This window comes from Cupriavidus sp. IDO (assembly GCF_000812465.1).
Classification (GTDB): Bacteria; Pseudomonadota; Gammaproteobacteria; order Burkholderiales; family Burkholderiaceae; genus Cupriavidus.
Map to the genome: position 1 here is coordinate 137,233 of NZ_JWMA01000036.1, position 20,831 is coordinate 158,063.

Below are 20,831 nucleotides of genomic sequence, written 5' to 3' on the forward strand. Positions count from 1 at the left end.
GACGCGATAACGCAACAGCGTGAGTGTAGTGGGGTGCGATCAGTCGTGTGCATTCAGCGTTCCTTTTTGTGATTCTTCCCGCGAACTGGCGCTAACTGCCATCATCTTTCCCTCTGCCCCGGATTTGTCGTTGTGTTGCCCAGGGCGGGCGCCTGTCTTACCATCCAGCGCTTTCCTGGAGAGGTGCAATGAAGGCTGGATCGAATCGTTTGCGATGGTTGGCAGGCAGTCTGCTGCTGGCGGTATCGGCCGCAGTTGGCGCGCAGGAACCGATCCGGCTCGGCATGATCGATGGCCTGTCCGGCCCGTTCGCGAACGCGGGCGAAGCTGTCGTGCGCAATCTCCGGATCGCGATCGATCGCGTTAATGCGCGCGGCGGGGTGAAGACAGCGGAGGGGCAGCGGCCGCTTGAGCTGGTTACCTTCGACAGCAAGGGCAATGTCGACGAAAGCCTGATCCAGTTCCGCGCACTGGTCGACAAGCGCATTCCCTTTGTCCTCCAGGGCAACAGCTCGGCCGTCGCCGGGGCGCTGGTGGCTGCCATCAATCGGCACAACGCTCGCCAGCCTGATGCCCGGGTGCTGTTCCTGAACTACTCGGCGGTCGACCCCAGCCTGACCAATGAGAACTGCAGCTTCTGGCATTTCCGCTTCGATGCCAGCGCGGATATGCGCATGCAGGCGCTGACCGAGGTGATCCGGGAGGACCGCGCCGTGCGCCGCGTCTACCTGATCGACCAGGACTACAGCTTCGGCCATCAGGTGGCGCGATCGGCCCGCGAAATGCTGGCAACCAAGCGGCCTGATATACAGATCGTCGGCGACGAATTCCATCCGATCGGCAAGATCAAGGATTTTGCCCCGTACGTCGCCAAGATCAAGGCAAGCGGCGCCGACGCCGTGATCACCGGCAACTGGGGCAACGACCTGACCCTGATGGTCAAGGCCGCGCGCGAGGGCGGCCTGCGCGCCAGGTTCTACACCTTCTATGGCAATGGCCTGGGTGCGCCGGCGGCGATGGGCGATGCGGGTGTCGGCCAGGTGCTGGCGGTGGCCGAGTGGCATCCGAACGTGGGCGGTGCCGCATCTGACGCGTTCTACCAGCAATTCCGTGCCCGCTACCCGGATCCCAAGGACGACTACGTTCATCTGCGTATGCAGATGATGGTGGAAATGCTGGCGCGCGCGATCGAACAGGCTGGAACCACCGATGCCGTGCGGGTTGCACGCGCGCTGGAGCAGATGCGTTACGTCAATGATTTCCATGAGGCTACCGTGCGCCCCGACGACCACCAGGTGCTGCAACCGCTATATGTTTCCGTGATGGAGAAGCAGGGCCGAGCGGTCCGGTTCGACAATGAGGGCTCGGGCTATGGTTTCCGGACGGTTCGGAAGCTCAAGGCGGCGCAGACGACGCTTCCCACTACCTGCCGCATGGAGCGCCCTTGAGCCTGGGTTCTCCCCGGAGGGGATTTCCGTTATAATCCGCGGCTGCCGTCCGCTGGCCCTGGCCGGAAGGCGGTAGTTGCCTGATTAGCAAAGGCACGACGCAAGTGGCGCATTCCGCGCTGCAGCGTTCGCAAGTGAAAGGAAATCATCATGGCAGTCGCCGATATCAACAAGTCCGAAGTCATCAAGCAGTTCGCCCGTGGCGCCAACGACACTGGCAGCCCCGAAGTGCAAGTGGCCCTGCTGACCACCCGCATCAACGAACTGACCCCGCACTTCAAGGCCAACATGAAGGATCACCACAGCCGCCGCGGTCTGCTGCGCATGGTGAGCCGTCGTCGTCGCCTGCTGGACTACCTCAAGTCCAACGACGCCGACCGTTACCGCGCCCTGATCGAAAAGCTGGGTCTGCGCAAGTAAGGAACGGCCGGATGGCAGCGCGAATCCTGGGTTTGCACGGTTTCGCGTGAGGCCACAATGCCTGCGTCAGCGTTGCTGATGCAGGCATTTTGCATTTCTGGCGCCGGCTTTTGTTCAGGCGTCAGTCAGCGTTGGTGATTTTTGCTTCACTTTCGGGCCGGGCCTGTGCCTCCCCGATGCCCGTTGCGGCAAGGCCTGCAACGGAGTAAGTTATTCTGTTCTTTTCTTTGTTTTGGAAACCGGAGCCGGCCAAGGAAACAGGGCTTTGTGTCATTCCAGGGCGATATCGCCGACGTTGCACCGAGGGTGCCCAACGGTATCGCGCTGGAATGGCATAGCACTTCCCTGAGACTGCGACCGGCAACTCTCCGGCAGTTCGCCTGCGGCTGCTAGCGCAGGCATTGCACGCCATGCATTACCGGCATGCGTGCACGCAAGCATCAAGGAACGCTCATGTCCATGTTCAATAAAGTCGTCAAGCAATTCCAGTGGGGCCAGCATACGGTCCGCATGGAAACCGGCGAAATCGCCCGTCAGGCTGGCGGTGCCGTGCTGGTCGATATCGAAGACACCGTGGTGCTGGCTACCGTGGTGGCAGCCAAGAGCCCGAAGCCGGGCCAGGACTTCTTCCCGCTGACCGTCGACTACATCGAAAAGACTTACGCTGCCGGCAAGATCCCCGGTGGTTTCTTCAAGCGTGAAGGCCGTCCGTCGGAAAACGAGACGCTGACCTCGCGCCTGATCGACCGTCCGCTGCGCCCGCTCTTCCCGGAAGGCTTCTACAACGACGTGCAGGTTGTCGTGCACGTCGTGTCGATCAACCCGGAAGTGCCGGCTGACATCCCCGCGCTGATCGGCGCCTCGGCCGCGCTGGCCGTGTCGGGCATTCCGTTCAACGGCCCGGTCGGCGCTGCGCGCGTTGGCTACAAGGATGGCCAGTACCTGCTGAACCCGACCCGCTCGCAGCTCGCTGCCTCGGACCTGGACCTGGTGGTCGCCGGTACCGAGCGCGCCGTGCTGATGGTGGAATCGGAAGCCAACCAGCTGTCGGAAGACGTGATGCTGGGCGCCGTGGTCTATGGCCACGAGCAGATGCAGATCGCGATCAATGCGATCCATGAGCTGGTGCGCGAGGGTGGCAAGCCCGAGTGGGACTGGGCGCCGGCCGCCAAGAACGAGGCGCTGATTGCCAAGGTCACCGAAGTTGCGCTGCCGCTGCTGCAGGAAGCCTATCAGCTGCGCCAGAAGTCGGCCCGCAGCCAGAAGCTGAAGGAAGTGTCCGCCAGCGTGACGGCCGCACTGGCTGAAGCTGGTGTGGAAGCCGACAAGGTGGAAGTCGGCAACATCATGTTCGACCTGGAAGCCAAGATCGTGCGCGGCCAGGTGCTGGCAGGCGAGCCGCGTATCGACGGCCGCGACACCCGCACCGTTCGCCCGATCGAGATCCGCTCGTCGGTGCTGCCGCGCGCGCACGGCTCGGCGCTGTTCACCCGTGGTGAAACCCAGGCGCTGGTGGTTGCGACCCTCGGCACCAAGAGCGATGAGCAGATCATCGACGCACTGGCCGGCGAATACCGTGACCGCTTCATGCTCCACTACAACATGCCTCCGTTCGCCACCGGCGAAACCGGTCGCGTGGGCAGCCCGAAGCGCCGTGAAATCGGCCACGGCCGTCTGGCCAAGCGCGCGCTGATTCCGGTGCTGCCGAAGGATGACGAGTTCGCTTACACCATCCGCCTGGTTTCGGAAATCACCGAATCGAACGGCTCGTCGTCGATGGCTTCCGTCTGCGGCGGCTGCCTGGCACTGATGGACGCCGGCGTTCCGGTGAAGGCGCACGTGGCCGGCGTGGCCATGGGCCTGATCCTGGAAGGCAACAAGTTCGCCGTGCTGACCGACATTCTGGGTGACGAAGATCACCTGGGCGACATGGACTTCAAGGTGGCGGGTACCGACAACGGCATCACCGCGCTGCAGATGGACATCAAGGTCCAGGGCATTACCAAGGAGATCATGCAGGTCGCGCTGGCGCAGGCCAAGGAAGGCCGTCTGCACATCCTGCACAAGATGCAGGAAGCGATGGGCCACGCCCGCACCGAGCTGTCAGCGCACGCGCCGCGCATGATCACCATGAAGATCCATCCGGACAAGATCCGCGAAGTGATCGGCAAGGGCGGCTCGACCATCCAGGCGCTGACCAAGGAAACCGGCACCACCATCGATATCCAGGAAGACGGCACGATCACCATCGCCTCGACCTCGACCGATGGCATGGCCGAAGCCAAGCGCCGCATCGAAGGCATCACCGCCGAAGCCGAAGTGGGCAAGATCTACGCCGGTACCGTGCTCAAGCTGCTGGACTTTGGTGCCATCGTCAACATTCTGCCGGGCAAGGATGGCCTGCTGCACATCTCGGAAATCGTCAACGAGCGTGTGAAGGACATCAAGGACTGGCTGAAGGAAGGCCAGCACGTTCGCGTCAAGCTGATCCAGGCTGACGAGAAGGGCCGTCTGCGCCTGTCGCTGAAGGCGGCACTGGCGGAAGAGGGCGGCAGCATCAGCCCGATCAATGCGGGCGAAGCTGCACCCGCTGCGCCGGCGACCCCGTCGGATCAGCAGCAGTAAGCTGCAACTGGCGCCGCCGCAAGGCGGCTCCACGGAAAAACGGCTGGCGATGTCCAGCCGTTTTTTTGTTTACACTGCCGGCAGCCCGAGCAAATGCTCGCACCGACCCAGTCGCGAACGCGTTGCAGCAGGCGCCTCGCACAACAGAAAACGAAACAGGAGCAGCAATGCAAGCCATCGAGATCCGCGAATACGGCGCCCCGGAAGTCCTGCAGGAGACGCAGCGGCCTGACCCGGTCCCCGGCGCGGGCGAGATCCTCATCCGCGTCGCCGCGGCAGGGGTGAACCGCCCTGATGTGTTCCAGCGCACCGGCAACTATCCGGTTCCGCCGGGTGCATCGGATCTGCCTGGTCTGGAAGTTGCCGGCGTGGTGGTCGGTGGCGACCTGGCCAGTGCCGATAACCGCTTCGGCCTGAAGGTGGGCGATCGCGTGTGCGCACTCGTGCAGGGTGGCGGCTACGCGCAGCTGTGTACCGCCCCCGTGGCGCAGTGCCTGCCAGTGCCGGCCGGCCTGAGCGACATCGAGGCCGCGGCGCTGCCCGAAACGTTCTTCACCGTCTGGAGCAATGTGTTCGATCGCGGCTACCTGGGGCAGGGCCCGCGCGGCAAGGGCGAGACGCTGCTGATCCAGGGCGGCTCCAGCGGCATCGGCACAACCGCCATCCAGATCGCCAAGGCGCTCGGCTTCAAGGTGTTCGTGACGGCCGGCAGCGACGAGAAGTGCAAGGCCTGCGAGGCACTCGGCGCCGACCGCGCGATCAACTACAAGACGCAGGACTTCGTGGCCGAGGTCGCTGCGCTGACGGAAGGGAAGGGCGTCGATGTCATCCTCGACATGGTCGCCGGATCCTACCTCGCTCGCGAACTGAAATGCATTGCCGATGACGGCCGCATTGTCATCATCGCGCTGCTCGGCGGCGCCAAGGCCGAGATTCCTCTGGGGGACATCCTCCGCCGTCGCATTACCGTGACCGGATCCACGCTGCGTCCGCGACCGGCTGCCTTCAAGGGGCAGATTGCACAGGCTCTGCATCAGCACGTCTGGCCACTGCTGGCTGCCGGCAAGATCAAGCCGGTCATCCACCAGGTGTTTCCGGCAGCCCAGGCCGCTGATGCCCACCGGCTGATGGAATCCAGCGAGCACATCGGCAAGATTGTGCTGACCTGGTAAGGCTGCGGAATCTGCTGCGCCGAATTGCCGATCGGGCGGTAGCGCCGGGCCCCTGCCACACGCTACAATAGTGGGTTTGATTTGGGAGGGGCACTTCGTGAGACAAAAGCTCGTCATCGGTAACTGGAAGATGCACGGCAGCCTTGCCGCCAACGCGGCACTGCTGGAGGGAATCAAGGCCGCGTCGTCGCGCGCGCGGCTGGCGGTATGTGCGCCATTCCCCTATCTTGCACAGTGCCAGGCGTTGCTGAATGGCTCTCAAGTGGCCTGGGGCGCACAGGATGTGTCGGCGGAGGCGCGTGGCGCCTTCACCGGCGAAGTGGCTGCGTCCATGCTGGGTGAGTTTGGCAGCACTTACGTGCTGGTCGGTCACTCCGAGCGCCGCACCTATCACGGTGAGACGGACCAGGCCGTTGCCGCCAAGGCGCTGCGTGCGCTGGAATTCGGCATCGTGCCGGTGATCTGCGTGGGCGAGACGCTGGCGCAGCGCGAGGCGGGCGAGACTGAGGTGGTTGTTGGTCGCCAGTTGCAGGCCGTGCTCGAGGCGCTGTCGGTCGAGCAGTTGAGCCGCGTCGTGCTGGCCTACGAACCTGTGTGGGCGATCGGCACCGGCAAGACCGCGACCAGCGAGCAGGCGCAGGCGGTCCACGCATTCCTGCGCGGCACGGTGCGCGCGCGCGACGCCGGTGTGGCCGATCGCATGGCGATCCTGTACGGCGGCAGCGTGAAGCCGGACAACGCGGCCGAGCTGTTTTCGATGGCCGACATCGACGGGGGGCTGATTGGCGGCGCCTCGCTGAAGTCGGAAGATTTTCTCGCGATCGGTAACGCCTGAATACCGGCCGTTCCAATCGTCCGATAGGGCAAGTAGAGCTTATTTAAATCAAATGGCAATCTTCAAGACTTTGTTGGTGGTGTTGCAGGTGTTGTCGGCGCTGGGCGTGATTGGCCTCGTGCTGATCCAGCATGGCAAGGGCGCCGATGTCGGCGCGGCATTCGGTTCCGGTGCGTCCGGCAGCCTGTTCGGCGCAACCGGTTCGGCAAACTTCCTGTCGCGTACCACGGCGGTGCTGGCCACCTTGTTCTTTATCTGTACGCTGAGCCTGACGATGCTGGGTAACTACAAGCCCACTGCGTCGCTGGGCGTGATGGGCGCGGCTCCGGCAACGGCGCCCGCTCCGGCCGGTGCTTCCGCGCCGGCAGCAGCTACCGCGGCTTCGGCTCCGGCAGCCCCTGCTGTACCGAAATAATCAAACGGCCTTGTGGCGGATTCCTGAGTTTTTTTGCAGTTGTGCGTTGAACAAAACTGGAATCTTGGGTTAGAATGCAAGGCTTGAAACGATTCCCCAGCGATGGGGCTTGAGCAAGGGCGAAGGCCTCTGCAAAAGCTCTGAAGGGCCTGAAAACTCGGCGCCAGGCAATATTGTTTCTCCCCCAGCCGACGTGGTGAAATTGGTAGACACGCTATCTTGAGGGGGTAGTGGCGAAAGCTGTGCGAGTTCGAGTCTCGCCGTCGGCACCAAACAACTTGATCGGAGTCCCTGTCCGGGCAATGCTCCCGGGTGTGGGGCTCCGGCAGTCCGCAAGGCGGCGCGCCGTGATTCTCATGGCTTAGCGCCTGGGGTGGGCAACAGGACGCCGCTTCAGCTGGTGCTGTTGACAACATTCCAGATAAGGCTGGCCGTACCTTGAATCTCGAAGCCTATTTCCCCGTCCTCATCTTCATCATCTTCGGTGTCGTGCTCGGCGTGGCACTGATGTCGATTGGTCGGATCCTCGGTCCGAACAAACCAGATCCCGCGAAGCTGTCCCCATACGAGTGCGGCTTCGAAGCGTTCGAGGATGCGCGCATGAAGTTCGATGTGCGCTACTACCTCATCGCCATCCTGTTTATCCTGTTCGATCTCGAAACCGCGTTCCTGTTTCCCTGGGGTGTAGCCCTGAGGGACATCGGCTGGGCGGGTTTCATCGCCATGGGCGTGTTTCTGCTGGAATTCATCGTGGGCTTCGTCTACATCTGGAAAAAGGGCGCGCTCGATTGGGAGTGATGTGAAATGGCAATCGAAGGCGTTCTCAACGAAGGCTTCGTCACGACTACCGCTGACAAGCTGATCAATTGGACCCGCACCGGGTCGCTGTGGCCGATGACCTTCGGCCTGGCCTGCTGTGCCGTGGAAATGATGCATGCCGGCGCCGCGCGCTATGACCTGGACCGCTTCGGCGTGGTGTTTCGCCCGTCGCCGCGCCAGTCGGACGTGATGATCGTGGCCGGCACGCTGTGCAACAAGATGGCCCCCGCGCTGCGCAAGGTCTACGACCAGATGGCGGAACCGCGCTGGGTGATCTCGATGGGCTCGTGCGCCAACGGCGGCGGCTACTACCACTATTCGTACTCGGTGGTGCGTGGCTGCGACCGGATCGTGCCGGTGGATATCTACGTGCCGGGCTGCCCGCCGACGGCCGAAGCGCTGATCTACGGCGTCATCCAGCTGCAGAACAAGATCAAGCGTACCAACACCATCGCGCGCAAGGGCTGAAATGGCGAAGCTCGATACCCTCAAGGCCGCGCTCGAGAAGGCTCTCGGCAAGCGCGTGCAGAAACTGATCGAGGCGACCGGCGAACTCACGCTGATCGTCAAGTCCGACGACTACCTGGAAACCGCTCGCATCCTGCGCGACGATCCCTCGCTGCGTTTCGAGCAGCTGATCGACCTGTGCGGCGTGGACTATTCCGAGTACGGCGACGGTGCCTGGGACGGCCCGCGCTTTGCTGCCGTCTCGCACCTGCTGTCGATTACCCACAACTGGCGCCTGCGCGTGCGCGTGTTTGCCCCGGATGACGATTTCCCTGTGCTGGCCAGCCTGATCGACGTGTGGAACACGGTGAACTGGTTCGAGCGCGAAGCCTTCGATTTCTACGGCATCGTGTTCGAAGGCCACCCGGACCTGCGCCGCATCCTGACCGACTATGGCTTCGTCGGCCATCCGTTCCGCAAGGACTTCCCGGTCTCCGGCTTCGTCGAAATGCGCTACGACCCGGAACAGAAGCGGGTGATCTACCAGCCGGTCACGATCGATCCGCGCGAAATCACGCCCCGCGTGATCCGCGAGGAAAACTACGGCGGCTTGCAGCACTGAGAACGCGCCATGGCAGACATCAAGAATTACACCCTCAACTTCGGCCCGCAACATCCGGCCGCGCACGGCGTGCTGCGCCTGGTGCTGGAACTGGACGGCGAAGTCATTCAGCGCGCCGACCCGCATATCGGCCTGCTGCATCGTGCCACCGAGAAGCTGGCCGAAACCAGGACCTGGATCCAGAGCGTGCCTTACATGGATCGTCTCGACTATGTGTCGATGATGGTCAACGAGCACGCCTATGTGATGGCGATCGAGCGCCTGCTGGGTCTGGAAGTGCCGATCCGCGCGCAATACATCCGCGTGATGTTCGACGAAATCACCCGCCTGCTGAACCATTTGATGTGGATCGGCGCGCACGCGCTGGACGTTGGCGCGATGGCGGTGTTCCTCTATGCGTTCCGCGAGCGTGAGGATATGTTCGATATGTACGAAGCGGTGTCGGGCGCGCGCATGCACGCGGCCTACTATCGTCCGGGCGGCGTCTATCGCGACCTGCCTGACACGATGCCGCAATATCGTGCCTCCAAAGTCCACAACGAGCGTGCCATCAAGGCCATGAACGAAGCGCGTTCGGGCTCGCTGCTGGACTTCATCGAAGACTTCACCAACCGGTTCCCGAAGTACGTCGACGAATACGAGACGCTGCTGACCGACAACCGGATCTGGAAGCAACGCCTGGTCAATATCGGCGTGGTCAGCCCGGAGCGTGCACTGCAGATGGGCTTCACCGGTCCGATGCTGCGTGGCTCTGGCATCGAGTGGGACCTGCGCAAGAAGCAGCCCTACGAGGTGTACGACAAGATGGACTTCGACGTGCCCGTCGGCGTGGGCGGCGACTGCTATGCCCGCTACCTGGTGCGCGTGGAAGAGATGCGCCAGTCAAACCGCATCATCAAGCAGTGCGTTGAATGGCTGCGCCGCAATCCGGGCCCGGTGATCAGCGACAACCACAAGGTTGCGCCGCCGCCGCGCGTGGATATGAAGTCGAACATGGAAGAGCTGATTCACCACTTCAAGCTCTTCACGGAAGGCTTCCACGTGCCGGAAGGCGAAGCCTACGCTGCAGTGGAACACCCGAAGGGCGAGTTTGGCATCTATGCGATCTCGGACGGCGCGAACAAGCCGTACCGCCTGAAGATTCGCGCGCCTGGCTTCCCCCATCTGGCGGCCCTCGACGAGATGGCCAAGGGACACATGATTGCTGACGCGGTAACGATCATCGGCACGCAAGACATCGTCTTCGGAGAGATCGACCGCTAATCACGGACCGCCGGCCCGGACGACGATCCGGGCGCTTTCCAGGCTGCCCCAGACCGGGGCGACCGGAAAACCGCGGCGGACCGGCACGGCCTGAGGCCTGCCGGCGGAACAGCAGCGACGGCTGCAAACTCGCGGATGGGCGCCCAGTGCGCAGCCTCCGCCGTATGACTGCAATGACCATGCTATCAGCAGAAGCTCTCAAGGAAATCGATCGCGCGATCGCGAAGTATCCGGCCGACCAGAAGCAGTCGGCCGTGATGGCGGCGCTTGCCGTGGCGCAGGGCGAGGTGGGCTGGGTTTCACCGGAAGTCATGCAGTTCGTCGCGAGCTACCTCGACATGCCGCCCGTGTGGGTGGAAGAGGTGGCCACGTTCTACAACATGTACGACACCAAGCCGGTGGGCAAATTCAAGCTCGCCGTCTGCACCAACCTGCCGTGCGCCCTGTCGGGCGGCGAGCGGGCTGGCGACTACCTGAAGCGCAAGCTCGGGATCGACTACAACGAAACCACCGCGGACGGCTGCTTCACCCTGAAAGAGGGCGAATGCATGGGCGCATGCGGCGACGCCCCGGTGATGATCGTCAATAACACCCGCATGTGCAGCTTCATGAGTGACGCCAGGCTCGACGCGCTCGTTGACGAGCTGAAGTCCGAAGCTGCCAAGGGGGACAAGTAACATGACCTGTCTGCACGACCGTCATATCCAGCCGCTGATCCTGGCTGGCCTGGATGGCAAGAACTGGCACCTCGAAGACTACGTCAAGCGCGGCGGCTACCAGCAACTCAAGCGCATCCTGACCGAGAAGATCGCCCCCGAGCAGGTCATTGCGGACGTCAAGGCCTCGGGCCTGCGCGGCCGTGGTGGTGCGGGCTTCCCGACCGGCCTGAAGTGGAGCTTCATGCCCCGCACGTTCCCGGGCCAGAAGTACCTCGTCTGCAATACCGACGAGGGCGAGCCGGGCACGTTCAAGGACCGCGACATCATCCGCTACAACCCGCACGCGCTGATCGAAGGCATGGCCATCGGTGCGTACGCGATGGGCATTACCGTGGGCTACAACTACATCCACGGCGAAATCTGGAACGAATACAAGATCTTCGAGGAAGCCCTCGAAGAGGCGCGCGCTGCCGGCTTCCTGGGTGACAACATCCTGGGTTCGGGCTTTGATTTCCAGCTGCACGCGCACCACGGCTACGGCGCCTACATCTGCGGCGAGGAAACCGCGCTGCTGGAATCGCTCGAAGGCAAGAAGGGCCAGCCGCGCTTCAAGCCGCCTTTCCCGGCGAGCTTCGGCCTGTACGGCAAGCCGACCACCATCAACAACACGGAAACGTTTGCCGCGGTGCCGTTCCTGCTGGCAGTCGGTCCCGAGAACTACCTGAAGATGGGCAAGCCGAACAACGGCGGCACCAAGATCTTCTCGATCTCGGGCGACGTCGAGCGTCCCGGCAACTACGAGATTCCGCTGGGCACGCCGTTCGCCAAGCTGCTGGAACTGGCCGGCGGCATGCGTGGCGGCAAGCGCATCAAGGCGGTGATCCCGGGCGGTTCCTCCGCGCCGGTGGTGCCGGGCGAGATGATGATGGCGTCCGACATGGACTATGACTCGATCGCCAAGGCCGGCTCGATGCTGGGCTCCGGCGCGGTGATCGTGATGGACGAAACGCGCTGCATGGTCCGCTCGCTGCTGCGCCTGTCCTATTTCTACTTTGAGGAATCGTGCGGCCAGTGCACGCCGTGCCGCGAAGGCACAGGCTGGCTGTATCGCATGGTCAATCGCATCGAACACGGAGAAGGGCGCCAGGAAGACCTGGACCTGCTCAATAACGTCGCGGAAAACATCATGGGCCGCACCATCTGCGCGCTCGGCGATGCCGCGGCGATGCCGGTCCGCGGCATGCTCAAGCACTACTGGAAAGAGTTCGAGTATCACGTCGAACACAAGCAGTGCATGGTTCCGGCCTACATCTAAGCGTGGCAGAACATGGTTGAACTAGAGATCGACGGCAAGAAGGTTGAGGTTGCAGAAGGCAGCCTGGTGATGGAAGCTGCCCACAAGCTGGGCACCTACATTCCGCACTTCTGCTACCACCGCAAACTGTCCATCGCGGCCAACTGCCGCATGTGCCTGGTCGAGGTCGAGAAGGCGCCCAAGGCGCTGCCCGCCTGCGCCACGCCGGTGACCCCTGGCATGAAGGTCTTCACCAATTCGGAGAAGGCAGTCAAGGCACAGAAGTCCGTGATGGAATTCCTGCTGATCAACCACCCGCTCGACTGCCCGATCTGCGATCAGGGCGGCGAATGCCAGCTGCAGGATCTGGCCGTGGGCTACGGTGCTTCAGAGTCGCGCTACAAGGAAGAAAAGCGCGTGGTGTTCCACAAGAACGTGGGCCCGCTGATCTCCATGGAGGAGATGACCCGCTGCATCCACTGCACCCGCTGCGTGCGCTTCGGCCAGGAAGTGGCCGGCGTGATGGAGCTGGGCATGCTGGGCCGCGGCGAGCATTCCGAAATCACGACCTTCGTCGGACAAACCGTCGACTCGGAGCTGTCGGGCAACATGATCGACCTGTGCCCGGTCGGCGCGCTGACCAGCAAGCCGTTCCGCTATTCGGCCCGTACGTGGGAACTGGCACGCCGCAAGTCGGTGTCGCCGCACGACGGCCTGGGCGCGAACCTGGTCGTGCAGACCAAGAACCAGCGCGTGATGCGCGTGCTGCCGCTGGAAAACGAGGACATCAACGAGTGCTGGATTTCCGACAAGGACCGCTTCTCGTATGAAGGCCTGAACAGCGCCGACCGTCTGACCCGCCCGCTGCTCAAGCAGGGCGGCGAGTGGATGGAAACCGACTGGCAGACCGCGCTGGAATACGTGGCCAATGGTCTCGCCAGCATCAGGCGCGATCACGGCGCCGACCAGATCGCCGCGCTGGCCAGCCCGCACAGCACGCTGGAAGAACTCTACCTGCTGGGCAAGCTGATGCGCGGCCTGGGCAGCGACAATGTCGACTTCCGCCTGCGCCAGTCCGATTTCTCGGCGGGGCTGAAGGGTGCTCCGTGGCTGGGCATGCCGGTTGCGGACGTGTCGACGCTGCAACGCGTGCTGGTGATCGGCTCGTCGCTGCGCAAGGATCATCCGCTGCTGGCCTCGCGCCTTCGCCAGGCCACCAAGAAGGGTGCCCGCGTAGCCGTGCTGGGCGCCGGCGGTGAAGACCTGCTGATGCCCATTACCCGCATCGACGTGGCACCGTCCGGCTGGACCGCCGCGCTCGCCGGCGTGGCCCGTGCCGTGGCCGCCGCCAAGGGCGTAGCCGCCCCGGCCGGCACCGATGGTTTCGAAGGTGGCGATGCCGCCCGCAAGGTGGCGGAAGCGCTACTGTCGGGCGAACGCCGTGCCGTGTTCCTCGGCAACGAGGCCGTACGTCACCCGCAATTCGCCGCGCTGCACGCGCTGGCGCAGTGGATCGCAACGGAAACCGGCGCCACGCTGGGCTTCCTGACCGAGGCTGCCAACACCGTGGGTGGCTATATTGCCGGCGCACTGCCCAAGCAAGGCGGCGCAAACGCGCAGGCCATGCTGGACACGCCGCGCAAGGCCTACGTGCTGCTGAATACCGAACCCGAGTTCGACGCTGCCGACCCGGGCAAGGCGCTGGCCGCGCTGGCCCAGGCCGGTACCGTGGTGGTGCTGTCGCCGTTCCGTTCGGAAGCGGCCATGCAGTACGCCGACGTGATCCTGCCGGTCACGCCGTTCACCGAGACCGCTGGCACCTTCGTCAACTGCGAAGGCAAGCCGCAAAGCTTCAACGGCGTGGTCCGCGCCCTGGGTGAGTCGCGTCCGGGCTGGAAGGTGCTGCGCGTGCTGGGCAACCTGCTCGACGTGGCTGGCTTCGACTACGAAACCGCCGAGTCGGTCCGTGCCGAAGTGCTGTCGGCCCCGGTCGAGGCACAGCTGGATAACCGCACCGACGCGCCGATCCGCGTGACGGCCGCCGCCGCCAACGGCATCGAACGCATTGCCGACGTGCCCATCTACCATGCCGACCTGATCGTGCGCCGCGCCGATTCGCTGCAGCTGACCGCAGCCGCACGCCGCGCCATGCAGATCGCGCTGCCGGCCGACCTGTTTGCACGCCTGGGCATCCAGTCGGGCGACCCGGTCCGCGTCACGCAAGGACAGGGCAGCGTGGTGTTGCCTGCCGTGCTGGAAGCGACGCTGCCGGCCAACACCGTGCGCGTGCCCGCGGCAACGCCGGCCGCCATCGGGCTGGGCGGCATGTTCGGTACGGTCACCGTAGAGAAGGCCATCGACCTGGCGCCGGCCACCGGCGCCATGGCCACGGCGTAAGAACAAGAGCGAGAAGAAGACATGATTGACTGGATTACCTCGCAAGGGCAGGGCGTGCTGGGCGCGTACTGGACGCCGCTGTGGATCCTGATCCGCGCCGTGCTCATCGTGGTGCCGCTGCTGCTGTGCGTGGCTTACCTGATCCTGTGGGAGCGCAAGCTGATCGGCTGGATGCACGTCCGTCTCGGCCCGAACCGCGTGGGCCCGCTCGGCCTGCTGCAGCCGATCGCCGACGTGCTGAAGCTGCTGCTCAAAGAAGTCATGATGCCGACGCAGGTCAGCCGCGGCATGTACCTGATCGCGCCGCTGATGGTGCTGATGCCTGCTGTTGCGGTCTGGGCCGTGATTCCGTTCCAGGCTGAAGTGGTGATGGCGAACGTCAACGCCGGTCTGCTGTACGTGATGGCGATCAGCTCGGTCGGCGTCTACGGCGTGATCCTGGCCGGCTGGGCCTCTAACTCCAAGTACGCCTTCATCGGCGCCATGCGTGCCGCGGCACAGATGGTGTCGTATGAAATCGCCATGGGCTTCGCGCTGGTGACGGTGCTGATGGTTGCCGGCAGCCTGAACCTGTCGGCCATCGTCAACGGCCAGAACACCGGCTACTTCGCCGACATGGGGATCAACATCCTGTCCTGGAACTGGCTGCCGCTGCTGCCGATGTTCGTTGTCTACTTTGTCTCGGGCGTGGCCGAAACCAACCGCCACCCGTTCGACGTGGTGGAAGGCGAGTCGGAAATCGTGGCAGGCCACATGATCGAATACTCGGGCATGGCCTTCGCGCTGTTCTTCCTGGCCGAGTACATCAACATGATCATCATCTCGACGATGGCCGCGCTGATGTTCCTGGGCGGCTGGGCGCCTCCGTTCGAGAGTGTGGTCACCAATGCGATCCCCGGCTTCTTCTGGCTGCTGATCAAGGTATTCCTGCTGCTGTCGGTCTTCATCTGGATTCGCGCCACGTTCCCGCGCTACCGCTATGACCAGATCATGCGCCTGGGATGGAAGGTGTTCATTCCCCTGACCGTTGTGTGGCTGATCATCGTGGCGATCTGGATCCGGTCGCCCTGGAACATCTGGCACTGAACAGTCAAACGACGGTGCGCGCCGCTGCGCGCGCCGCTGGAAACACTAGGAAGCAATCGTCATGCTGCTCGTCATCAAGGACTTCTTCAACAGCCTGCTCCTGAAGGAACTCTTCAAGGGCATGGCCGTGACCGGCCGCTATCTCTTCGCGCGCAAGATCACCGTCCAGTTCCCGGAAGAAAAGACGCCGATCTCGCCGCGTTTCCGCGGCCTGCACGCACTGCGCCGCTACCCGAACGGGGAAGAGCGTTGCATCGCATGCAAGCTGTGCGAAGCGGTGTGCCCGGCCCTGGCCATCACGATCGAGTCTGACTCGCGCGCCGACGGCACCCGCCGCACCACGCGCTACGACATCGACCTGACCAAATGCATTTTCTGCGGTTTCTGCGAGGAGGCCTGCCCGGTCGACGCGATCGTGGAAACGCAGATTCTCGAGTACCACGGCGAAAAGCGTGGCGACCTGTACTTCACCAAGGACATGCTGCTGGCAGTGGGCGACCGCTTCGAGCCGCAGATCGCCGCGGCCAAGGCTGCCGACGCCAAGTATCGCTGACCGGCGAAGTTTCGATCGGCATGGCTGCCGGTTCTGGCAGCCGCCGCCAACGAATTTGAATCCGGCTCCGCAAGGGGCCAACAGAAGGATGCCGCGGGAGCGGACCACCCAACGGGGAGGTCTGTGCCGGACGGCCCAGAGAGGATCCGATAGGGACCATGGAACTCACGACCACCATCTTCTACGTCTTTGCGCTGGTGCTGGTGCTCTCCGCACTGAAAGTCATCACTGCGAAGAACCCGGTGCACTCAGCACTGTTCCTCGTGCTGTCGTTCTTCACGGCCGCCGCGATCTGGATGCTGCTGAAAGCGGAATTCCTTGCCATCCTGCTGGTGCTCGTCTATGTCGGCGCGGTGATGGTGCTGTTCCTGTTCGTGGTGATGATGATCGATATCGACATCGAGCACCTGCGGCGGGATTTCTGGACCTACGTGCCGCTCGCGTCGGTAGTCGGCGCGCTGATCATTGCGGAAATGGCCATCGTGCTGGTGCGCAACTTCATCGGCACGGTGACTCCGGTGGTGGCCAATGGCTCGCAGGACCCCGGCTACTCGAACACCGCTGCCCTCGGCAAGCTGATCTACACGGACTACATCTACGCCTTTGAAGTGGCCGGCATCATCCTGCTGGTGGCCATCATTGCTGCCGTGGCACTGACGCTGCGCCGCCGCAAGGACGTCAAGGGCCAGGATATCTCGGTGCAGCTGCGCACTCGCCGCGACGACCGCGTACGCCTGGTGACGATGCCGTCCGAAGGCCAGGCCGCCCAGGCGGATGCCGCGGCATCCGCCAATAAGAACTAAAGCCACGGAGAAACGCTGTGCTCTCTCTCGCCCATTTCCTCGTGCTCGGTGCGATCCTGTTCGCGATCAGCATCGTTGGTATTTTCCTGAACCGCAAGAATGTGATCGTGCTGCTGATGGCGATCGAGCTGATGCTGCTTGCGGTCAACATCAACTTCGTCGCCTTCTCGCACTACATGGGCGACCTGGCCGGACAGGTTTTCGTTTTCTTCATCCTCACGGTGGCCGCTGCCGAGTCGGCAATCGGTCTGGCAATCCTGGTCGTGCTGTTCCGCAATCTGGACACGATCAACGTGGACGACATGGATACCCTGAAGTACTGATCCATGCCGGCTTACGTAATGAACCAAGACTGCTCCCCGACCGCACACCAATAAGCGTCCTATGGCAACCACGCTCAACCCCAACCTGCTGCTCGCGATCGCGCTGGCGCCGCTAGTCGGCTCCGCGATCGCCGGCCTGTTCGGTACCAAGTTCTTCGACCTGTTCTCTTCGGAGTCGCGCGGCGGCCGGATCGTGGCGCATTCCGCCACGATCCTGGGCGTAGCCATTTCCTTCGTGCTGTCGGTGATGGTGCTGCTCGACGTGATGAACGGCGCCAGCTTCAACGGCACCGTCTACGAGTGGATGGCCATCGGCGACCTGAAGATGGAAGTCGGCTTCCTGGTCGACTCGCTGACGGCGATGATGATGGTGGTCGTGACCTTCGTGTCGCTGATGGTGCATATCTACACCGTCGGCTACATGGAGGGGGATCCCGGCTACAACCGGTTCTTCGGCTACATCTCGCTCTTCACCTTCTCGATGCTGATGCTGGTGATGAGCAACAACTTCCTGCAGCTGTTCTTCGGCTGGGAAGCGGTGGGTCTGGTGTCGTACCTGCTGATCGGTTTCTGGTACACCCGCCCGACCGCCATCTTCGCCAACCTGAAGGCGTTCCTGGTCAACCGCGTGGGTGACTTCGGCTTCATCCTCGGCATCGGCCTGCTGCTGGCCTACAGCGGCAGCATGAACTACACCGACGTGTTCGCAGCACGCGACCAGCTGGCGACCGTGATCTTCCCGGGCACCGACTGGCTGATGATCACCGTGGCCTGCATCTGCCTGTTCATCGGCGCGATGGGCAAGTCCGCGCAGTTCCCGCTGCATGTCTGGCTGCCTGACTCGATGGAAGGCCCGACCCCGATCTCCGCACTGATCCACGCGGCGACGATGGTGACCGCCGGCATCTTCATGGTTGCCCGCATGTCGCCGCTGTTCGAGCTGTCGGATACGGCGCTGTCCTTCGTGCTGGTGATCGGCGCGATCACGGCACTGTTCATGGGCTTCCTGGGCATCATCCAGAACGACATCAAGCGTGTGGTGGCTTACTCGACGCTGTCGCAGCTGGGCTACATGACCGTTGCGCTCGGCGCCTCGGCCTACTCGGTTGCCGTGTTCCACCTGATGACCCACGCATTCTTCAAGGCCCTGCTGTTCCTTGGCGCCGGCTCGGTCATTATCGGCATGCACCACGACCAGGACATCCGCAACATGGGCGGCCTGCGCAAGTACATGCCGATCACCTGGATCACCTCTCTGATCGGCTCGCTGGCACTGATCGGCACGCCGTTCTTCGCGGGCTTCTACTCGAAGGATTCGATCATCGAGGCAGTGGCCGAATCGCATATCGCAGGCTCGAGCTTTGCTTATTACGCGGTGCTGGCCGGGGTGTTCGTCACGGCGTTCTACTCGTTCCGCATGTACTTCCTGGTGTTCCATGGTGAAGAGCGCTTCGGTAAGGAGGAGCACGGAAATCACCACGAGAACCACGAAGACGAGGAAGTCTCGGCCGACCACCACCATGGCCTGGCTCCGGGCGAGAAGCCGCACGAGTCGCCTTGGGTGGTGACCCTGCCGCTGGTGCTGCTGGCGATCCCGTCGGTGGTGATCGGTGCCATGACTATCGGCCCGATGCTGTTCGGCGATTTCTTCAAGAACGGCGTGGCCTTCAAGGAAGTGATCTTCGTTGGGGAGAACCATCACGCCATGGAAGAGCTGGCACAAGCGTTCCATGGCTGGGTGCCGATGGCGCTGCATTCGGTGACGACGCCCGTGCTGTGGCTGGCCATCGCCGGCGTGGCGCTGTCCTGGTTCTTCTACATGAAGCGTCCGGACATTCCGGCTGCGATCAAGGATCGCTTCTCGGGCCTCTACAAGCTGCTGGACAACAAGTACTACATGGACGCCATCAACCAGGCGGTCTTCGCCAAGGGCGCTCGCCTGCTCGGTACCGGCCTGTGGAAGGGCGGCGACCAGGGCTTCATCGATGGCCTGTTCGTGAACGGTTCGGCGCGCGTGGTGGCTTCGTTTGCCGCTGCGAGCCGCTACCTGCAGTCGGGCTATATCTACCACTACGCATTCGCGATGATCGTCGGCATGCTGGTGCTGCTGACGCTGACGGTCACGGGCGTGATCGGCACCAAGTGATAGGCACCAAGTAAGGAAAACAAAGAAATGGTTCTGTCTTTCTCAATCTGGCTGCCTATCTTCTTCGGCTTGCTGATCCTGGGCTCCGGCTCGGATCGCAGCGCCGGCTACGTGCGCTGGATGTCGCTGTTCGGCTCGATCGTCAGCTTCATCGTCACGCTGCCGCTGGTGTTCCACTTCGACCGCTCGACGGCTGCCATGCAGTTCGTGGAGAAGTCGACCTGGATCGAGCGCTTCAACGTCCAGTACTCGCTGGGCGTCGACGGCATCTCGATGTGGTTCGTGGTGCTGACCGCCTTCATCACGGTGATCGTGGTGATCTCGGCCTGGGAAGTGATCACCGAACGCGTGGCCGAGTACATGGCCTCGTTCCTGATCCTGTCGGGCCTGATGGTCGGCGTGTTCGCCGCACTGGACGGCGTGCTGTTCTACGTCTTCTTCGAAGCGACCCTGATCCCGATGTACATCATCATCGGCGTGTGGGGTGGCCCGAACCGCGTCTATGCGGCGTTCAAGTTCTTCCTGTACACCCTGCTGGGCTCGCTGCTGACGCTGGTTGCGCTGCTGTACCTGTACAGCAAGACCGGCACGTTCAGCATCCTCGAATGGCACCAGGCCAAGCTGTCGATGAACGAGCAGATCGCGCTCTTCATTGCGTTCTTCATGGCGTTTGCGGTGAAGGTGCCGATGTGGCCGGTGCATACCTGGCTGCCCGACGCCCACGTGGAAGCACCGACCGGCGGTTCGGTGGTGCTGGCCGCCATCATGCTGAAGCTGGGGGCTTACGGTTTCCTGCGGTTCTCGCTGCCGATCGCGCCTGACGCGAGCCACACGCTGGCCCCGTTCATCATCTCGATCTCGCTGATCGCCGTGATCTACATCGGGCTGGTGGCGCTGGTGCAGGCCGACATGAAGAAGCTGGTGGCGTATTCGTCGATTGCGCACATGGGCTTCGTGACGCTCGGTTTCTTCATCTTCAATGAAATCGGCATCGAAGGCGGCATCGTGCAGATGATCTCGCACGGCTTCATCTCCGGCGCCATGTTCCTCTGCATCGGCGTGCTGTACGACCGCGTGCACTCGCGCCAGATCGCCGATTACGGCGGTGTGGTGAATACCATGCCGAAGTTCGCCGCGCTGTCGGTGTTCTTCGCGATGGCCAACTGCGGCCTGCCGGCAACCTCTGGCTTCGTCGGTGAATTCATGGTGATCCTGGGCGCCGTCAAGTTCAACTTCTGGATCGGCCTGCTGGCGGCCACCGCCCTGATCTTCGGCGCAGCGTACTCGCTGTGGATGGTCAAGCGCGTGATCTTCGGCGACGCCGTGCACCAGCACGTGCGCGAGCTGATCGACCTGAACAAGCGCGAGTTCGTCATGCTCGGCCTGCTGGCCATCATGACGCTGTACATGGGCCTGCACCCGAAGCCCTTTACGGACGTGATGCATACGTCCGTGGTGAACCTGCTGTCCCACGTGGCGCAGTCCAAGCTGTAATCGGGGAGAG

19 protein-coding genes and 1 tRNA gene are annotated in these 20,831 nt (G+C 63.0%); all 20 read left to right on the plus strand.

Annotated features, from left to right (window positions below; genetic code table 11):
* Positions 1-188 precede the first annotated feature (188 nt).
* The 20 genes from RM96_RS12895 (at position 189) to RM96_RS12990 (ending at position 20,821) form a co-directional block, all read left to right on the plus strand.
* Positions 189-1,448: a branched-chain amino acid ABC transporter substrate-binding protein gene (locus RM96_RS12895; protein WP_039010968.1), complete on the plus strand. Its 1,260-nt coding sequence runs from the start codon at positions 189-191 to the stop codon at positions 1,446-1,448.
* Between the two features lie 150 nt (positions 1,449-1,598).
* A complete protein-coding gene (gene rpsO / locus RM96_RS12900) occupies positions 1,599-1,868 on the plus strand; it encodes a 30S ribosomal protein S15 (protein WP_010809136.1) in 270 nt (89 codons plus the stop codon).
* A gap of 453 nt (positions 1,869-2,321) precedes the next feature.
* Positions 2,322-4,493, plus strand: coding sequence for a polyribonucleotide nucleotidyltransferase (gene pnp, locus RM96_RS12905; RefSeq protein WP_039010969.1), 2,172 nt, complete (start codon positions 2,322-2,324; stop codon positions 4,491-4,493).
* 167 nt (positions 4,494-4,660) lie between these two features.
* On the plus strand, positions 4,661-5,665 hold the full coding sequence (locus tag RM96_RS12910; RefSeq protein WP_039010970.1) for an NAD(P)H-quinone oxidoreductase: 1,005 nt from the start codon (positions 4,661-4,663) through the stop codon (positions 5,663-5,665).
* A 97-nt stretch (positions 5,666-5,762) separates the two neighbouring features.
* On the plus strand, positions 5,763-6,500 hold the full coding sequence (gene tpiA / locus RM96_RS12915) for a triose-phosphate isomerase (protein WP_039010971.1): 738 nt from the start codon (positions 5,763-5,765) through the stop codon (positions 6,498-6,500).
* A gap of 52 nt (positions 6,501-6,552) precedes the next feature.
* Entirely contained in the window at positions 6,553-6,915 is a 363-nt protein-coding gene (gene secG / locus RM96_RS12920) for a preprotein translocase subunit SecG (protein WP_039010972.1), read from the plus strand.
* 187 nt (positions 6,916-7,102) lie between these two features.
* Positions 7,103-7,187: transfer RNA gene (locus RM96_RS12925), tRNA-Leu, on the plus strand.
* Between the two features lie 166 nt (positions 7,188-7,353).
* Entirely contained in the window at positions 7,354-7,713 is a 360-nt protein-coding gene (locus tag RM96_RS12930) for an NADH-quinone oxidoreductase subunit A (protein ID WP_039010973.1), read from the plus strand.
* A gap of 6 nt (positions 7,714-7,719) precedes the next feature.
* Positions 7,720-8,202: a NuoB/complex I 20 kDa subunit family protein gene (locus RM96_RS12935; protein WP_011297145.1), complete on the plus strand. Its 483-nt coding sequence runs from the start codon at positions 7,720-7,722 to the stop codon at positions 8,200-8,202.
* Between the two features lies 1 nt (position 8,203).
* Entirely contained in the window at positions 8,204-8,803 is a 600-nt protein-coding gene (locus tag RM96_RS12940) for an NADH-quinone oxidoreductase subunit C (protein WP_039010974.1), read from the plus strand.
* Between the two features lie 9 nt (positions 8,804-8,812).
* Positions 8,813-10,066, plus strand: coding sequence for an NADH-quinone oxidoreductase subunit D (locus tag RM96_RS12945; protein WP_039010975.1), 1,254 nt, complete (start codon positions 8,813-8,815; stop codon positions 10,064-10,066).
* Between the two features lie 179 nt (positions 10,067-10,245).
* Positions 10,246-10,743, plus strand: coding sequence for an NADH-quinone oxidoreductase subunit NuoE (gene nuoE / locus RM96_RS12950; RefSeq protein WP_039011058.1), 498 nt, complete (start codon positions 10,246-10,248; stop codon positions 10,741-10,743).
* 1 nt (position 10,744) lies between these two features.
* A complete protein-coding gene (gene nuoF / locus RM96_RS12955) occupies positions 10,745-12,040 on the plus strand; it encodes an NADH-quinone oxidoreductase subunit NuoF (protein ID WP_039010976.1) in 1,296 nt (431 codons plus the stop codon).
* Between the two features lie 12 nt (positions 12,041-12,052).
* Complete coding sequence (gene nuoG, locus RM96_RS12960; RefSeq protein ID WP_039010977.1) at positions 12,053-14,416, plus strand: NADH-quinone oxidoreductase subunit NuoG; 2,364 nt, start codon at positions 12,053-12,055, stop codon at positions 14,414-14,416.
* Positions 14,417-14,437: 21 nt separating this feature from the next.
* Positions 14,438-15,502, plus strand: coding sequence for an NADH-quinone oxidoreductase subunit NuoH (gene nuoH, locus RM96_RS12965; protein WP_039010978.1), 1,065 nt, complete (start codon positions 14,438-14,440; stop codon positions 15,500-15,502).
* A gap of 61 nt (positions 15,503-15,563) precedes the next feature.
* Positions 15,564-16,055, plus strand: coding sequence for an NADH-quinone oxidoreductase subunit NuoI (gene nuoI / locus RM96_RS12970; protein WP_039010979.1), 492 nt, complete (start codon positions 15,564-15,566; stop codon positions 16,053-16,055).
* A gap of 158 nt (positions 16,056-16,213) precedes the next feature.
* On the plus strand, positions 16,214-16,858 hold the full coding sequence (locus RM96_RS12975) for an NADH-quinone oxidoreductase subunit J (RefSeq protein WP_039010980.1): 645 nt from the start codon (positions 16,214-16,216) through the stop codon (positions 16,856-16,858).
* 17 nt (positions 16,859-16,875) lie between these two features.
* Positions 16,876-17,181 (plus strand): NADH-quinone oxidoreductase subunit NuoK, encoded by a 306-nt coding sequence (gene nuoK / locus RM96_RS12980; protein WP_039010981.1) that lies wholly within the window; start codon positions 16,876-16,878, stop codon positions 17,179-17,181.
* Between the two features lie 61 nt (positions 17,182-17,242).
* Positions 17,243-19,327, plus strand: coding sequence for an NADH-quinone oxidoreductase subunit L (gene nuoL / locus RM96_RS12985; protein WP_039010983.1), 2,085 nt, complete (start codon positions 17,243-17,245; stop codon positions 19,325-19,327).
* Positions 19,328-19,354: 27 nt separating this feature from the next.
* Positions 19,355-20,821 (plus strand): NADH-quinone oxidoreductase subunit M, encoded by a 1,467-nt coding sequence (locus RM96_RS12990; RefSeq protein ID WP_039010984.1) that lies wholly within the window; start codon positions 19,355-19,357, stop codon positions 20,819-20,821.
* The last annotated feature ends 10 nt before the right edge of the window (positions 20,822-20,831 follow it).

Excerpts from the sequence above, each read along its gene's own strand:
- RM96_RS12945 (WP_039010975.1), top strand. The coding sequence starts at position 8,813 with ATGGCAGACATCAAGAATTACACCCTCAACTTCGGCCCGCAACATCCG.
- secG (WP_039010972.1), top strand. The coding sequence starts at position 6,553 with ATGGCAATCTTCAAGACTTTGTTGGTGGTGTTGCAGGTGTTGTCGGCG.
- RM96_RS12910 (WP_039010970.1), top strand. The coding sequence starts at position 4,661 with ATGCAAGCCATCGAGATCCGCGAATACGGCGCCCCGGAAGTCCTGCAG.
- RM96_RS12895 (WP_039010968.1), top strand. The coding sequence starts at position 189 with ATGAAGGCTGGATCGAATCGTTTGCGATGGTTGGCAGGCAGTCTGCTG.
- pnp (WP_039010969.1), top strand. The coding sequence starts at position 2,322 with ATGTCCATGTTCAATAAAGTCGTCAAGCAATTCCAGTGGGGCCAGCAT.
- nuoE (WP_039011058.1), top strand. The coding sequence starts at position 10,246 with ATGCTATCAGCAGAAGCTCTCAAGGAAATCGATCGCGCGATCGCGAAG.
- nuoF (WP_039010976.1), top strand. The coding sequence starts at position 10,745 with ATGACCTGTCTGCACGACCGTCATATCCAGCCGCTGATCCTGGCTGGC.
- rpsO (WP_010809136.1), top strand. The coding sequence starts at position 1,599 with ATGGCAGTCGCCGATATCAACAAGTCCGAAGTCATCAAGCAGTTCGCC.
- RM96_RS12975 (WP_039010980.1), top strand. The coding sequence starts at position 16,214 with ATGGAACTCACGACCACCATCTTCTACGTCTTTGCGCTGGTGCTGGTG.
- nuoH (WP_039010978.1), top strand. The coding sequence starts at position 14,438 with ATGATTGACTGGATTACCTCGCAAGGGCAGGGCGTGCTGGGCGCGTAC.
- nuoI (WP_039010979.1), top strand. The coding sequence starts at position 15,564 with ATGCTGCTCGTCATCAAGGACTTCTTCAACAGCCTGCTCCTGAAGGAA.
- nuoG (WP_039010977.1), top strand. The coding sequence starts at position 12,053 with ATGGTTGAACTAGAGATCGACGGCAAGAAGGTTGAGGTTGCAGAAGGC.
- RM96_RS12935 (WP_011297145.1), top strand. The coding sequence starts at position 7,720 with ATGGCAATCGAAGGCGTTCTCAACGAAGGCTTCGTCACGACTACCGCT.
- RM96_RS12940 (WP_039010974.1), top strand. The coding sequence starts at position 8,204 with ATGGCGAAGCTCGATACCCTCAAGGCCGCGCTCGAGAAGGCTCTCGGC.
- nuoL (WP_039010983.1), top strand. The coding sequence starts at position 17,243 with ATGGCAACCACGCTCAACCCCAACCTGCTGCTCGCGATCGCGCTGGCG.
- RM96_RS12990 (WP_039010984.1), top strand. The coding sequence starts at position 19,355 with ATGGTTCTGTCTTTCTCAATCTGGCTGCCTATCTTCTTCGGCTTGCTG.